The following is a 14,788-nucleotide window of genomic DNA, read 5'->3' as shown; positions in this document are numbered from 1 at the left end:
AATTCTTAACCGTTGACGGCAATCAATTTTTTAATTCTGTCTTCCAGTTTTTCGCTGGTCATCGTGTCACGGAGGCTGTCCACCTTAATCGGGAAACAGAAAGGCGTGAGTTTATCCGGTTCGGTAATCACGATACGGCTTTCCGCGATACGCTCCAGTGTTTCCCGCAAACGGGCTTCTTCCATCTGGTAAAAAAAGGCTTCATTGAAAGCCTGTTTCAGCAGCAGATTCTGCGGATCATAGTCTTTAAATACATTAAAAAGCAGGGAAGCGGATGACTGTAAATGCCGGTTGGCCTTGTGTTTTCCGGGATAACCCTGGAAAATGAGCCCGGCAATCACGGCGATATCCCGGAACTTGCGGCGCGCCATTTCTGTGGCATTAACACTGGTTTGTAACTCTGTCAGCAGGTTGTCCGTAGAAAACAACTGTTTGGCATTTTCCGCGGTGAGCGGTATGGGCTGATCCGACAGTAACTCAAAACCATAGTCATTCATGGCAATGGAGAAGGTGATAGGCTGAATACGGCTGATACGGTATGCCAGCAGCGCGGCCATTACTTCGTGTACCAACCTGCCTTCAAAAGGATATACAAAAAGATGGTAACCATCTTTGGTGGTGATTTTTTCTATCAGCAGTTCATTGGCCTTCGGTATATGCGACAGTTCCTCCTGGCGGCTGAACAGCGGTTGCAGCGCTATCAGCTCCGGGTCTTTGGTGCGGCGGGAAAGCGCTTCGTTGAATTTCTCACGGAGCATACGGCCCAGGTTGGACGACAAGGGGATACGCCCGCCCATATAACTGGGTACGATAGTGCGTTTGGCGTTGGACTTGCGTACCAGTACCGTCATATCCTTGATAAGCACAAATTCCAGGTTACGGCCGGCCAGCGTAAAACTATCGCCCGGAGAGAGCCGGGAGATAAAACTTTCTTCGATTACGCCTACATAGCCCCCGCTCATGAACTTCACTTTCAGCATGGCATCGCTCACGATAGTGCCGATGTGCAGGCGGTGCCGCATGGCCAGCATACGGCTTTTGCAATAGTAATGATCGCCCTGGCGTTCCAGTTTACGGAATTCATCGTAGCTGCCCAGCGCTTCACCGCCTGTGGTAAGAAAGGCCAGTATCCACTGCCATTCGTCCGGCGTAAGGTCCTGGTAACAGAAGGTCTTACGCACTTCTTCATATATCTCAGGGGCATAAAAACCATCAGAAACTGCCAGCGTCATCAGGTATTGCAGTAATACATCGTATGCCAGCAGTACCGGCATTCTGCTTTCAATCAGATCCTGTTCCATTGCGGCTTTAAGTGCAGCGGCTTCCACCAGTTCCAGGGCGTGGGTGGGCAGGAAAAAGATACGGCTCACTGCTCCCGGCTGGTGACCGCTACGGCCGGCACGTTGCAGGAAGCGGGCCACTCCTTTGGGGCTGCCTACCTGTATCACCGCATCTACCGGGCGGAAATCCACGCCCAGGTCCAGGCTGGCTGTACATACCACCGCTTTGAGGATACCATTATGCAAGGCTTCTTCCACCCATATGCGCAGTTCCATGTCGATAGAGCCGTGATGCAGCGCCAGGGCGCCGGCCAGCATGGGATCATATTTGAGCAGTGACTGGTACCATATCTCCGATTGGGAGCGGGTATTGGTGAAGATCAGCGTGGTTTGACTGTCTTCAATGATAGGCAACGCCTGTGGCAGCATCCGGATACCGAGATGGCCTGCCCAGGGGTAGTTTTCTATTTCGTTGGGGATCACACTTTGCAGTGCGATGTTCTTTTTCAGGTTGGCACGGATAATCAGGCCGTTCTGGTGATAAGGGCCCAGTAATACTTCCAGGGCTTCCTCCAGGTTGCCGATGGTAGCGGAGATACCCCATACCTTCAGTTCCGGTCTGAGCCCGCGTAAGCGGCTGAGCGCCAGTTCCACCATCACGCCTCTTTTGCTGCCCAGCAGTTCATGCCATTCGTCTGTAACGACCGTGTGCAGGTGTTTAAAGACGGCGGGGTATTCTTTCTGCGCCAGCAGCAGGTGCAGGCTTTCCGGGGTGATGATCAGCACTTCCGGCATCTGTTGCTTTTGTTTGGCGCGGGTAGCCAGGGGCGTATCTCCGCTGCGGATACCTACTTCCCAGGCGATGTCCAGCTCCCGCAATACCTCTTCCATGGCCCTGCCCAGGTCTTTCGCCAGTGCACGGAGCGGTGTTATCCACATCAGTTGCAGGCCATTCCTGCTTTTTTTATGATAGTCTTTAGGATGGGCATCTATCCAGGCGATGACGGCGCCCAGGAAAAGCGAGAAGGTTTTACCAAAGCCGGTAGGCGCATTCACGATCCCCGACCGGCCCTGCAGGTATGCCTGCCAGGCATCCTCCTGGAATGTAAAGGGCTGAAGCCCCTTGTCAGCCAGCCATCCGGTAACCACTTTCCATCCACGCGAATGTTGTTGCATGAAATGAAATTAGCATAAAATGATAAATCGTGAATCGCTTATTTTTGCAGCATGCTCGCAAAATTTTTCAGGCTCTCCGAAAACAATACTACGGTAAAGAAAGAAGTACTCGCCGGTTTGACCACCTTTTCCACCATGGCGTATATCCTCGCAGTGAATCCCAGTATCCTGTCGGGAACGGGGATGGATTTTCACGCATTGATCACTGCTACCGCCCTGGCCGCAGCCATTGGCACGCTGGTAATGGCATTGTACGCCCGGTTGCCTATCGGTGTAGCGCCCGGCATGGGACTGAATGCTTTTTTTGCCTACACCATTGTATCGGGTATGGGGTATAGCTGGCAGTTTGCGCTGACGGCCGTTTTCCTGGAAGGGATCATTTTCATTGTTCTCTCGTTGTTCAGAATCCGGGAGGCGATTATCAACAGTATTCCCGAAAATCTCAAGCATGCGATATCGGTAGGTATCGGGTTGTTGATTGCACTCATTGGTATGGCTAATGCCGGTATCATTGAAACCGGAATGCGCCACGTAGGCGAAGGAAAACTGGCCGGCGTGATCTTAAAAATGGGGAACATCACCAGCATAGGGCCGCTGATAGCGCTGATAGGACTGATCGTGAGCGCTGTGTTGATGTACCGTAAAGTAAATGCTGCATTGCTGATCGGCATTCTGGCGGCTACCGTAGCGGGGATACCACTGGGCATCACCCATCTGCCCGAAGGGCATTTGATAGGCCTTCCTCCTTCAATAGCACCTATTGCTTTTAAATTACAGTTTGATAAAATATTCAGCCTGGATATGGTGATGATTTTATTCACCCTGCTGATGGTAAACCTGTTTGATACCGTGGGAACGCTGATCGGGCTTTGCAATAAAGCCGGACTGATGGATGCCAACGGACGTTTACCCAGGGCCAAACAGGCGCTGATGGCCGATGCCATAGGTACTACCGCTGCGGGCCTGCTGGGTACCAGCGTAGTGACCGCCTATGTGGAAAGTGCCAGTGGAATTGCGGCCGGTGGAAAAACGGGTTTAACTGCCCTGACTGTGTCGGTGATGTTTTTACTGGCGCTGTTTTTTGCGCCGGTATTTGCCATGATCCCGCAAGCTGCTACTGCACCGGCATTGATCATCGTTGGTATGCTGATGATGGGTGCTGTAGTGAAAATAGATTTTAATGATGTTACTGAAGCCATTCCGGCTTTCCTGGCTATTGTGATGATGCCGTATACCTATAGCATCGCTGAAGGTATTGTATTCGGTATGTTGTCTTATGTGTTGCTGAAAGTGCTGACCGGGCAATACAAACAAATCAGTCCGGTGATGTATGTGCTGGCAGTGTTGTTTATCGTTACTTTCCTGGTGAAATAACTATTCCTTTAACGACACTTTATCGTCTGCCACGGTGAGCGTATGCATCATCCCGCATTTGAGGGCATAGTTATTTTTCTGATGCCCGACAGGGAAATTGAAACAAACAGGATACTTGAAATCCTTTACTTTTTCTTTCACCATATCGTATACCGTGCGACCGAATTCTTCGCCGGGATCATCTGGTTTTAACCGGTTAAAGCCGCCGATGATGAGACCGGCGAGGTTATCGAACTTATGGGAGCGCTGCAGCGTATTCAGCATGCGGTCCAGGCTATAGGGATATTCCCCTACTTCTTCCAGAAAAAGAATTTTACCGTTGGTGTCAATCTCTGAATCGGTACCGGATATGCTTTGTATCACGGAAAGGTTCCCACCTATCAGTATACCGCGGGCAGTGCCTTTGCGGTTATTGGCATCTACCGGCGCGGTGTATTGCATTTTTTTGCCCGTGAGTGCCTGGTAGATAGACATGATGGTATCCTGTATGATGGGTTCTGCGGTATTAAAATCATCGGGGAAGCTGTTGCACATTTTTGAGTGCAGGGTAGCAATACCATAGTGCCGGTTGACATGGCAGTGAAAGGCCGTGATATCGCTGAAGCCGATCAGCCATTTAGGATGACGCTGAAACCGTGAGAAGTCCAGCTGGTCCAGTATCCTGGCGGAGCCGTATCCACCGCGGCCACACATGATCGCCTTCACATTGGGATCGCTGAGCATCGTCTGCATATCTTTTGTTCTTTCTGCATCTGTGCCGCCAAAAGAAAAATCCCGGACGCCCACGGTATTGCCTATACGAATATTGAATCCCCACCTTTCCATGATGCGCAGCGAGGGTAAGATTTCCTCTTTTTTGATATAACCGGCAGGGCAGGTGATACCGATAGTATCGCCGGGTTTGAGGTAGGGCGGGACTTGTAAATCCTTGGCAGGGGCGGTGCCGGCAATACCCATAGCAGCCAGGCTTTTAGCGGCTGGAAGGCCTACGCCTGCAGTTACGAGGGTGGATAAAAAATGCTTACGGTTCATGGAATTAAAGTAAGCAAATTTTTCTCGCAAAGTGCGCAAAGATTTTTGTTTGATGTAAGATCGCAAAGAATGCGGAGATCAATCTTTATTGATTATATTATGTTGACGATATTATGTTGATTACATTATATAAGACCATAACAGGGTCAACAAATATCGATCTCCGCTTCTTTGCGATCTTACATCAAACAAAAATCTTTGCGTGCTTTGCGAGAACAAACAAGGGAAAGGCCGGTTATTTGCGTGGGATAGTGTAGCTAACCCCGACTTTGACCGTACTGTTATAAATATCAACAGGACTGTTGCGTGATTGTGTGCCAAGTGAGTAACGGGCGTTCACGCCAAAACCGAGGGGAAGCTGATAGCCTACTCCCACCGAACCGCTTAAGCCGAGCTGGTTGTAGGTGTGTGTGGCGTTGGAGACATGGCCTTCCCAGGTTTCTTTGGCAGAAGTAATAAGATTTACTTCCGGGCCGCCTTCCACGTATAGTTTAGGCTTGATGTAATATTTAACCATCACCGGAACAGCAATGTAATCGGTTCCTTTTTCCTTGTATTGCTTAGTGTCCTGCAAATAGTAAGGCGACTTGTCGCGGTTACGGTAATACAACAGTTCCGGTTGTATGGTCCAGTGGTTATTCAACTTGATTTCCGCAAAGCCGCCGGCATACACGCCCGGCTGAAAACCTGTGTGCGCAGTAGAGATATTCAGTCCACTCTTGAAACCATAGTTAACTTTCTGGGCGTAGGTTCCCATTGCCACCAGCATAGCTGCCAGCAGCACAAATAGAATTTTTCTCATCTTATGGTGTTTTGTTTTTAAATACGACTATATATAGGCTGTGTTGACAGTATACTGCATTGCAGGTGTAAAAGTAGCCGCGTAAATGTTAAGGAAATCCTTACAGTATAGTTTTTGATTTTTTTTAACGCTACTGATAAGTTGATCGCCGGGAATAAGCATGGCAACGTTTTTGCGGCGCTTCTGCAAATCTTCGTATATGCGTCATATACTTACTTTTATCGGATTATTGTTTGTGACCGTTGTGGTGAAGGCCCAGCAGGAAGCCTGGCAGATTGTGCCGGGAAAAAGTATTGGTCAGGTGAAGCTGGAGATGCCGGCCAATGAGCTGGCATCATTAGGAAAACCGGATACCGGCGATGCCGCTATGATGAAAACCTGGCGCATATGGTATGGCCGCAAAAAAGATGGCGCGTTGGATTATGCCAGTACGCTGGCGGTGTTTACCGCTATGCGGACGGCAGATACACAATATGTGAAAGAGATCCGGGTAACTTCTCCCCGTTTCCGGACACCGGCAGGCGTTGGAGCAGGCAGTACCATGACGATGATCAAAAAAGCCTATCCGGGCTTACGGTTGCAAAAGGTGTATGTCTCTAAAAATAAAGCCCGCCGTATTGAAGTGTACGATGATGAAAAACTGGGCATTGCCTTTGAAACCGCTAATGCCCGCAGCCGCCGGCCACTATGCAGTATGGTGGTAGTGCATACACCCGGTGAAGCACCGGGCAGTTATCTCGACTATCACATTGGTTTCGATAATTTGCTCCCTGTAAATCCTTAGATGTTTTTGCGGACCGGATGGATGTTGTACGACAGTCCCGCGCTGCCGATACCGTTGATATCCGTATTGTAGTGATTGTTGTTGAACAGGTAGGTGAAATGAATACCCAGGGAAGTGTGGCCGATCATAAACCGGCAACCGGTGGTGAATACTATACCGGACACATGTACCTGATCGTTATCTGGTTCTTCATCGTCCATATCCTCCATGGCACGACCGGCATTGTGAAATCCATATCCTGCGCCGGTAAAGACACCCAGCCGGGTATGAGCCGCCCTGGTGGCAAAGTTACCGTAGTTGTAAGTCACCAGTAACGGAACATCCGCCATAAAAATGCTGGTGGAATTACCACCGGCGTTACGGTTGTAGCTGGCATGTAAGCTGCTGCCCAGCGCCAGTTGTGTGCCTATCGCAAAGGCCGACCGGTCGGAAATAATGCCGAAATTAAACCTGGGAGAATATACGATGCCTCCCGCAAAATGATTGTTGCCGGTAAATAGTCCCGCGCCAATGGCATGGGCAAACTGGCCGGACTGGCTGCTGGCTGGCTTTACGAAGATAACCAGGCATAGCGCATACAACCAGGCGTAATGCTTCAACATAGGTGTGTACTGTAGGTTAGGGGATATTACTGTCCACCCCTAATATACAACCTGATGTGTTTCTTTTATAACAGATATCACAAAAATACTCTGGGTGTGACTGAGGTTGTCTAATTCCCCCAGTTTATTCACATAAAACTCCCGGTATTCATCCATATCCTTTACCTGTACTTTGATCATAAAATCGAATTCCCCGGAGATGTTGAGGCATTCCGTCACCTCCTGGAAGGAAATGATTTCCTGGATGAATTTTTTTCCGTTTTTTTTGTTGTGTTCTTTCAGGGTGATGTACACCAGTACCGTCATTCCCTTGTTGATTTTCCTGGGGTCCACGATGGCGGCGTATTGTCTGATAACGCCGGCCTGTTCCATTTTGCGGATACGTTCATATACCGGGGTGGTGCTCAGGTTGAGTTGCCGGGCAATATCGCGGATCGTCATTTTAGCGTCCTGTTGCAACAGCCGGAGTATGCCCATGTCTTTTTCGTCCAGGTTTAATGGAGGTGGGGTAGCCTGTTCTTTTTTATGGTCCATTTTGTTTTATTTTTAGAAAAATGATCTGTGAAGATCTTTTTTTGTGTGTATTTGTTCCAAAAATATCAAAAGCACTCCATTTGTGTTCTGAAATTTTAGTTTTGTAGCGAAAATCATACTATGAAAAAGCGGATTGTATTGACGGTGGCCTGTATGGCAATTTTTTTTGAAGCATTGGACGTATCGGTGTTGAACATGGCCTTGCCGGGGATGCAGCAGTATTTTCATTTCGGGCCGGATGCTATCCAGTGGGTGCAAACGGTGTATGTATTGATGTATGCAGGTTTTGTACTGCTGGGCGGCCGGCTGTCGGATACCATGGGAAGAAAAAAGATATTCATTACCGGTGCTTTCCTGTTTGTGCTGGCATCGTTGGGGGCGGGTTTTTCCATGTCATTTGCCTGGTTATTGGTGTGCCGTGGTTTACAGGGGTTAGGTGTAGCGCTGGCTATTCCCGCAGCTATGGCTATTATCAGCCATACCTTTACTGAGCCCGCGGAGAAAAACAGGGCTTTTGGCATCTTTGGCGCAATGGCGGGTATAGGCTTCGCCACCGGTTTGGCTATTGGTGGCCTGATCAGTGCCTGGATGGGCTGGCAGTGGGTTTTCTTCATTAATGTACCGGTTATTGGTGCGGCTATTTTACTGGCCTTACGGTTTATTCCGCATGATCAGCCTGCGGAGCAAACAGGGGACAGTAACCTGTTGAGCGGCGTACTGATTACCTTGTTGCTGATGCTCTCAGCCTGGCTGATTCATGATCTGGGGCATGTTGCAGCCCATCCGGTTGTTTTTACCGTACTGTTGATACTGACGTTGTCGGCCGGTGTTTATTTTGTAAAAAGAGAACGCGTACATGCGTCACCGTTAGTTGATTTCAACCTGTTCCGGTTGAGCGGGGTTATCACCGGAAATATAGGCGCCACTTTGCTGGGCAGCACTTTTCTGCCTTATATTTTTCTGTTGACCTTATACCTGCAGGAAGTGCTGGGCTTCAGTGCCTCCAGTGCCGGATTGTTATTATTCCCCTTCAGTATTTTATCCGGTTTGATATCCAAATTTGTACTTCCTCATTTGTTTCACCGGTTGGGCATAACCCGTACCGGTATTATCGGCAGCTGTTTTATGCTGGCGGGTATCCTGTTTTTTACGTTGAGTTATTTTACCGCCTGGCATCTCCCGTTTATTTTACTGGCGGTGTTGTGTATTAATGCCATGGGGATGTCTGTTACTTTTCCGGCTATCACGATCCTGGCTATACAAACGGTGCCTGAAACGCAACATGGACTGGCTTCCGGTATCAATGGTACCTGTAATGCCATGGGAGGCGGACTGGGCTTGTCGTTGGTGGGATTGATGATGCAGCTGGCGACTGTTTATGATTGGAACAGTTATGCCGCGGGGTTGGTCGTACTTGCACTGATAGCGCTGGGCGCCGTTTTGCAGCTGTATAGTTTCAGGTTGCGCGAAACCGCGGTGGAAGGACGTTTGGTAAAAGTACCTTCCTGATGGGGTTTACACTTTATCTTCCGGAGAACCGCTTTGCCGCAACAGTGTTTTTAAATCATCCAGCGTATTGATTTCCGATACCGGCTTATCCTGGCGCCAGCGGTTGATACGTGGGAAACGCAGGGCCACGCCTGATTTGTGGCGATTGGAAGCAGCGATGCCTTCAAAGGCAATTTCAAATACCAGCTTTGGTTCCACTGTTCTCACCGGTCCGAATTTTTCCAGGGAATGCCGTTTAATCCAGTTATCCACTTCTGCAATTTCTTTGTCGGTAAGACCGGAATAGGCTTTGGTAAAGGGTACCAGCTGATCCCCGTCTTTTACCGCAAAGGTGTAGTCAGTATAGAGATTGGATCTTCTGCCGTGTCCTTTTTGTGCGTATATCATCACCGCATCGATGGTATAAGGATCTATTTTCCATTTCCACCAATCGCCTCGTTTGCGGCCTACCTGGTAGGGCGCACTTTTCTTTTTCAGCATCAGGCCTTCGCTTATCTGCGCACGTGCTCCTTCCCGGATTAGTGCCAGTTCATCCCAGGAGGCAGCGTTTACTTCGGGGGACAGCAGCAGGGCAGGCTGTTGCTGGAGATCGATCAGTTGCGTTAGTATCGACCTCCTTTCTATCAGCGGTTTTTCCCGGATATCGGCGCCTTCCCATTCTAACAGGTCGTAGCTGAGAAATGCCACCGGCGCTTCCTGCAGCTGTTTGCGGGTTACATTTTTTCTGCCGATGCGTGTTTGCAGCGTTTGAAAAGGCAGGGGGCTGCCATTGGCATAGGTGAGTATTTCACCGTCTATGACAGTGCCATCGGGGAGGGAACCGGTTAGTGGCGTGAACTCCGGGAATTTATCCGTGATCAGTTCTTCGCCGCGCGACCATACAAACAGCTGGCCTTCCCGTTTGATGATTTGTCCGCGTATACCGTCCCATTTCCATTCCGCCTGCCAGGCTTCAATGGGACCGAGGCCGGCGGGCGTATCTTCCAGTGCATATGCCAGGTAGAAGGGGTAGGGGCGGGAAGCGTCGGCGCCGCTGGTGCTCTGATGCAGGAGTGCTTCGATGGTCACCTGCGCAGGGTCCCAGTTACCGCTGATCATGTGAGAGAGTGTAGCTGCGGGGATATCGTATGTTTTAGCGAGTGCGTTGACCATCATTTTCTGTGATACGCCGATGCGGAAACCACCGGTGATCAGTTTGTTGAACACAAAACGTTCGCTATCGTCCAGCGCATCCCAGGCCTGGAGGATAAACGCCTGTTTTTCCGCTTCAGTGGCCTTTTCAAGCTGTTGTAGCTGTTGCAGCCAGTGATACAGGGGGAAGCTGGCCGGATGAGTATGGGGCGGTAATAACAGCGCGATGGTTTCGGCCAGGTCACCTACCGTAAGGTAACATTCGTTGAACAGCCATTCCGGCAGCCCGGTGGCTTGTATACACCAGTTTTTAAGCTGGGTGCTGTTGACCGTTCGTTTGGGCCTCCGGCCCGAAAACAGGGCCAGCACCCAGGTTTTATCTTTATCAGGGGCGGTGGCGAAATACTGGCTGAGCGCATCCAGTTTTTCGTTGGTTTTGGTACTGTTGCTCAGCAGTTGAACGAGTTGGGCGAACTGTTGCACGGTATTATGTTTCCGGGTTAATAATGGTTTCTTCATCGCCATAGGCGGTGGTGACTTCCTGCGCATCGATGCCTTTTTCTCCCAGGTAGCGGGCGAATACGCTGCTAAAACCGTGTGTGGCGTATACTTTTGAGGCGCCGGTAGCGGTGACCGCTTGCAGCAGTCCATTCCAGTCTGCATGGTCCGATAAGGCGAAACCGGCGTCAGCATTGCGTCTGCGCATATGGCCCCTTACCTGCATCCAGCCGCTGCATACGCCCAGTGAATAAGGTGTAAAGCGACGCATCCAGGCGGAATCATCTGCCGAAGGCGGTGCAATAATGACCGCATTTTTAAAAGCAGCTTTTGGTATATCGGGCGTTACTCTTTCGAGCGTAGGAAGTGGATAGCCTTGTGATAGCAGTAGTTCATTGACATTGGTAATAGCGCCATGGCCCATGATGCGGGAAACTTTATCCTGCAGATGGTAGAGCAGCCGTTGCGCTTTGCCCAGGCTGTAAGCCGTGATAACAGAAGCTTTGCCGGCCTGCTGGTTTTCGTATATCCAGTTGGTGATCCGGGAGAAGAGCTGTTGCTGCGGTTCCCAGCGGTAGACCGGTAGCCCGAAAGTAGATTCTGTAATGAAAGTATGGCAACGTACCGGTTCAAACGGAACGGAAATACCGTCTGCTTCCAGTTTGTAGTCGCCGCTGGCTACCCATACCTCTCCGTTGTATTCCACTCTCACCTGGGCGGAACCGATCATATGGCCGGCGGGGTGCAGGGAGAGTTTTACACCATTCAGGAAAATATTTTCCCCGTAGGCAACACCTTGTATATGGATGTCGGCACCCAGTCGTAGTTTGAGCAGGGGGATACCGGCATGTTCGGAGAGATAGGATTGATGGCCCCAGCGGGCGTGATCGGAATGGGCATGAGTAATAACGGCGCGCTGCACGGGTTTCCACGGGTCGATGTAAAAATCGCCTGCTGCGCACCAGATGCCTTTGTCGGTAAATTGAAGCAGCTCCATATCCCTGAATGTACAAAAAAAAGGCCATGGCTGCTGCCATGGCCGTGTTAGACTCAATAAGGCCTCCTCTTGGAAGGTCGCAAAATTTTTATTGATTTCGATTCATTTTCACATCCACGCTATCGCCTTTCTGGATGATGAAAATGTTCTTGTTTTCAAAGTAGGAAGGTGTTTGTTCGCCTTCACGGATATACACCGGCTGGAAATTAAAACGGGTGATCACCGGAGGTGCTGACGCTATAGCAGCATTGAAATATACGCCATTATTATGTAACAGCCTAACAAAATAATAAGTAAGGTCAAAACCTTTGTAGGCCATGTCTGAAGGACGGGCCCTGTAGGTTCTGCGGAAATAGTCATTTACGTAGCGGCTGTAGTTATCCGATTTCTCGTTAAAATAAGGAGAAGGGTAGAACACCTGCAGGTTTTTAAATTCAGGATCTTTCAGCTTAAACACGTCCCAGGTGGGCATACCGAATATCTGCATGGGATAGGTAGCATTGGCTACGGCGAGTTTGCGCAGGATGCTTTTCACACCGGCTTCTTCGAGTGTGGTGACAATGATGATATTAGGCCGGTCGGTGAGCAGGTATTTGGAAAGTTCTTCCGGGGTAGTACCATCATTCCAGATAGCTTCGCGGATCCTGGATTTTTTCGGGTTGCTCATTTTATCGTAGGATGCTTTGAAATCGGCTGCGAGGCGGGTTTCAAAGGCGCTGTTGCGGCGCAGCAGTACGATGTTTTTATTGGCAAAAGCCTCCTGTATATAGTTGTGGATAGCTTCACAGTTTGTTTTCAGGGTGCTGTTGGTAATGAACAGGAAAGGATTGTCGCTGATACCGGCATCGTTGGGAAGGGTAGCCGATACAAAGTTGATTTCTTTCCTTTTGGCGAAATCGGCCAGTTCTTTCAGTTCCGGGTTATTCACAGATCCGATGATCAGGTCGGTGGCGTCGAGTGATTTGTTGTTGATCAGGGAAGCTACACTTTGACGGCCTTTGCTGTCGTATACATTGACTTTCAGGTTATAGCCCTGTTGTTGCAGGCTGTCCAGTGCCAGCTGGGCGCCTTCATAAAATTCGAGGCCTGGCAGTACATAGCGCGGCATGGTACGGCCGGGAATATCGTTGGAGTTGGCAAATACGGAGTCGAGGAACAAGGGGGCAAAGAGCGCGATGTTGTAAGTTGGTTTTTTCACTTCCCGGGCAAAGGCCGGTACGTTGAAAGGTGCTGCTTTGACAGTTTCATTTTTGTTGTCCGGCTTTTTTTCCGGTGTGGGCTTGCTCAGTGACGGCGGCGGACCATCTACGCGGCTGGTGCTCTTCCGGGAGGAAGAACAGGCGGTGATCAGTACCGACAAAGCCAGGCAGGCCAGCAGGTTTTTAACAGATATCAATTGGTTCATAATGGGCGCTAATTTACAAAAATCATTCCGGGGTATTGCACACAATGTAAAATAAGAAAGCAAAGGCGCAAAAAGATATAGATCCCTTGCGCCTTTGCTCTTGTATTTTTCAGGAAAATCCTATTCCCATTCGATGGTAGCAGGTGGTTTGGAGCTGATGTCGTATACCACGCGATTGATACCTTTTACCCGGTTGATGATGTCGTTGGACATTTTAGCCAGGAATTCGTAAGGCAGATGTGCCCAGTCGGCCGTCATACCATCGGTAGAGGTAACTGCTCTCAGCGCCACGGTAAATTCGTAGGTACGTTCATCGCCCATTACGCCCACGCTCTGTACGGGGAGGAGGATAGTACCTGCCTGCCATACTTTATCGTAAAGGCCTGCTTCCCGCAGTCCTTCGATATAGATAGCGTCTGCTTCCTGCAGCATCGCTACTTTCTCCGGGGTGATAGCACCCAGGATACGGATAGCGAGACCTGGTCCGGGGAAAGGATGGCGTCCGAGGAAAATGTCGCTGATACCGATTTCGCGGCCTACGCGGCGTACTTCGTCTTTAAAGAGGAAGCGCAGCGGTTCTACCAGCTGCATGTTCATTTTTTCCGGCAGCCCGCCTACGTTGTGGTGGGATTTGATGGTAACAGAAGGACCGTTTACAGATACTGATTCGATCACATCCGGGTAGATAGTGCCCTGTCCGAGGAAAGAGATATCGGTCAGTTCAGCAGATTCGTGCTGGAATACTTCGATGAAGAGGCGACCGATGATTTTGCGTTTTTTCTCCGGATCGGATACACCGTCCAGCTGGCCGTAGAAAAGGTCTTTTGCGTTAACACCTTTTACATTGAGGCCCATATGTTTGTAAGATTCCAGTACAGTTTCGTATTCATCTTTACGCAACAGGCCGTTATCTACGAAAATGCAGAAGAGGTTTTTACCGATCGCTTTGTGGATCAGTTCAGCCGCTACGGTAGAGTCAACACCACCGCTGAGGGCCATTACAACCCTTTTATCGCCAACCTGTGCTTTGATTTTTTCGATGGTTTCGTGTACAAAAGCAGCCGGAGTCCAGTCCTGCTGGCAGTTACAGATATGTACCAGGAAGTTGCGGAGGATTTGTTTGCCTTCCAGGGAGTGGGTCACTTCCGGGTGGAACTGCAGGCCGAAGAGCGGGTTAGCAGCCAGGGTAGTGCTTTTGAAGGCAGCTACCGGGATGTTTTCCGTCGTAGCAATGATCTGGAAGCTCTCGGGGATACGTTTGATGGTATCGGAGTGGCTCATCCAAACCTGGCTTTTGCCGGATACATCGTATAATAATTTTTCCTCTTTGTCATTGTGCTCCATAAAAGCGCGGCCGTATTCACGGATATTGCTTTTAGCCACTTCACCGCCCAGGGTTTTTGCCATCAGCTGGGCGCCGTAGCAGATACCGAGTACCGGCACTTTCGCGGCGATGGCAGCGATGTCGATGGTAGGTGCGTTTTCGTCGTTAACGGAGAATGGACTGCCGGACAAAATAACGCCTTTGATGGAATCGTCCCAGGCAATTGGCTGGAGACAAGGTTTAATTTCGCAATAAACATTCAGTTCCCGGATGCTGCGCGCGATCAGCTGTGTGTATTGAGAACCGAAATCGAGGATAAGTATCTTTTCTGTCATGGTGG

The 14,788-nt window shown here is 49.8% G+C and carries 12 protein-coding genes; 3 read left to right on the top strand and 9 right to left on the bottom strand.

What is annotated here, in order from left to right; all coding sequences use genetic code 11:
• Positions 1 to 5: 5 nt before the first annotated feature.
• A complete protein-coding gene (locus ICL07_RS09880) occupies positions 6 to 2,456 on the bottom strand; it encodes a ligase-associated DNA damage response DEXH box helicase (protein WP_188087744.1) in 2,451 nt (816 codons plus the stop codon).
• A gap of 51 nt (positions 2,457 to 2,507) precedes the next feature.
• Between ICL07_RS09880 and ICL07_RS09875 the strand changes: the two genes are divergently transcribed.
• Complete coding sequence (locus ICL07_RS09875; RefSeq protein WP_188087743.1) at positions 2,508 to 3,830, top strand: NCS2 family permease; 1,323 nt, start codon at positions 2,508 to 2,510, stop codon at positions 3,828 to 3,830.
• On the opposite strand, the gene ICL07_RS09870 is transcribed toward ICL07_RS09875, so the two are convergent.
• Positions 3,831 to 4,862 (bottom strand): S66 peptidase family protein, encoded by a 1,032-nt coding sequence (locus ICL07_RS09870; protein ID WP_188087742.1) that lies wholly within the window; start codon positions 4,860 to 4,862, stop codon positions 3,831 to 3,833.
• 235 nt (positions 4,863 to 5,097) lie between these two features.
• Complete coding sequence (locus ICL07_RS09865; protein ID WP_188087741.1) at positions 5,098 to 5,664, bottom strand: porin family protein; 567 nt, start codon at positions 5,662 to 5,664, stop codon at positions 5,098 to 5,100.
• 199 nt (positions 5,665 to 5,863) lie between these two features.
• Between ICL07_RS09865 and ICL07_RS09860 the strand changes: the two genes are divergently transcribed.
• Positions 5,864 to 6,448, top strand: coding sequence for a hypothetical protein (locus tag ICL07_RS09860; RefSeq protein WP_188087740.1), 585 nt, complete (start codon positions 5,864 to 5,866; stop codon positions 6,446 to 6,448).
• On the opposite strand, the gene ICL07_RS09855 is transcribed toward ICL07_RS09860, so the two are convergent.
• A complete protein-coding gene (locus ICL07_RS09855) occupies positions 6,445 to 7,050 on the bottom strand; it encodes a hypothetical protein (protein ID WP_188087739.1) in 606 nt (201 codons plus the stop codon). The two genes, ICL07_RS09860 and ICL07_RS09855, sit on opposite strands and share 4 nt — an antisense overlap.
• A 39-nt stretch (positions 7,051 to 7,089) precedes the next feature.
• On the bottom strand, positions 7,090 to 7,584 hold the full coding sequence (locus ICL07_RS09850; RefSeq protein ID WP_188087738.1) for an Lrp/AsnC family transcriptional regulator: 495 nt from the start codon (positions 7,582 to 7,584) through the stop codon (positions 7,090 to 7,092).
• A 120-nt stretch (positions 7,585 to 7,704) separates the two neighbouring features.
• On the opposite strand from ICL07_RS09850, the gene ICL07_RS09845 reads away from it, so the two are divergent.
• Positions 7,705 to 9,093, top strand: a complete 1,389-nt coding sequence (locus ICL07_RS09845) for an MFS transporter (RefSeq protein ID WP_188087737.1) — start codon at positions 7,705 to 7,707, stop codon at positions 9,091 to 9,093.
• A 6-nt stretch (positions 9,094 to 9,099) separates the two neighbouring features.
• On the opposite strand, the gene ICL07_RS09840 is transcribed toward ICL07_RS09845, so the two are convergent.
• The 4 genes from ICL07_RS09840 to guaA form a co-directional block, all read right to left on the bottom strand.
• Entirely contained in the window at positions 9,100 to 10,773 is a 1,674-nt protein-coding gene (locus ICL07_RS09840) for an ATP-dependent DNA ligase (protein WP_246484997.1), read from the bottom strand.
• On the bottom strand, positions 10,712 to 11,719 hold the full coding sequence (locus tag ICL07_RS09835; protein WP_188087736.1) for a ligase-associated DNA damage response exonuclease: 1,008 nt from the start codon (positions 11,717 to 11,719) through the stop codon (positions 10,712 to 10,714). Before ICL07_RS09835 ends, ICL07_RS09840 begins: the two co-directional genes overlap by 62 nt.
• Positions 11,720 to 11,807: 88 nt before the next feature.
• A complete protein-coding gene (locus tag ICL07_RS09830; RefSeq protein WP_188087735.1) occupies positions 11,808 to 13,124 on the bottom strand; it encodes an ABC transporter substrate-binding protein in 1,317 nt (438 codons plus the stop codon).
• Positions 13,125 to 13,244: 120 nt separating this feature from the next.
• The gene (gene guaA, locus ICL07_RS09825; RefSeq protein WP_188087734.1) at positions 13,245 to 14,783 is read right to left on the bottom strand and encodes a glutamine-hydrolyzing GMP synthase; all 1,539 of its coding nucleotides are present in this window, start codon (positions 14,781 to 14,783) and stop codon (positions 13,245 to 13,247) included.
• Positions 14,784 to 14,788: the final 5 nt, after the last annotated feature.

The organism is Chitinophaga qingshengii, assembly GCF_014529935.1.
GTDB classification, from domain to species: Bacteria; Bacteroidota; Bacteroidia; order Chitinophagales; family Chitinophagaceae; genus Chitinophaga; species Chitinophaga qingshengii.
The sequence above is the reverse complement of the archived record's forward strand: the minus strand, read 5'-3'. Positions and strand labels throughout refer to the sequence as shown.

Coding starts and splice junctions, on each gene's coding strand:
- ICL07_RS09835 (WP_188087736.1), bottom strand. CDS start 11,719: ATGGAGCTGCTTCAATTTACCGACAAAGGCATCTGGTGCGCAGCAGGC.
- ICL07_RS09860 (WP_188087740.1), top strand. CDS start 5,864: ATGCGTCATATACTTACTTTTATCGGATTATTGTTTGTGACCGTTGTG.
- ICL07_RS09875 (WP_188087743.1), top strand. CDS start 2,508: ATGCTCGCAAAATTTTTCAGGCTCTCCGAAAACAATACTACGGTAAAG.
- ICL07_RS09850 (WP_188087738.1), bottom strand. CDS start 7,584: ATGGACCATAAAAAAGAACAGGCTACCCCACCTCCATTAAACCTGGAC.
- ICL07_RS09840 (WP_246484997.1), bottom strand. CDS start 10,773: ATGCGCAGGAAGTCACCACCGCCTATGGCGATGAAGAAACCATTATTA.
- ICL07_RS09855 (WP_188087739.1), bottom strand. CDS start 7,050: ATGTTGAAGCATTACGCCTGGTTGTATGCGCTATGCCTGGTTATCTTC.
- ICL07_RS09865 (WP_188087741.1), bottom strand. CDS start 5,664: ATGAGAAAAATTCTATTTGTGCTGCTGGCAGCTATGCTGGTGGCAATG.
- ICL07_RS09845 (WP_188087737.1), top strand. CDS start 7,705: ATGAAAAAGCGGATTGTATTGACGGTGGCCTGTATGGCAATTTTTTTT.
- ICL07_RS09830 (WP_188087735.1), bottom strand. CDS start 13,124: ATGAACCAATTGATATCTGTTAAAAACCTGCTGGCCTGCCTGGCTTTG.
- ICL07_RS09870 (WP_188087742.1), bottom strand. CDS start 4,862: ATGAACCGTAAGCATTTTTTATCCACCCTCGTAACTGCAGGCGTAGGC.
- ICL07_RS09880 (WP_188087744.1), bottom strand. CDS start 2,456: ATGCAACAACATTCGCGTGGATGGAAAGTGGTTACCGGATGGCTGGCT.
- guaA (WP_188087734.1), bottom strand. CDS start 14,783: ATGACAGAAAAGATACTTATCCTCGATTTCGGTTCTCAATACACACAG.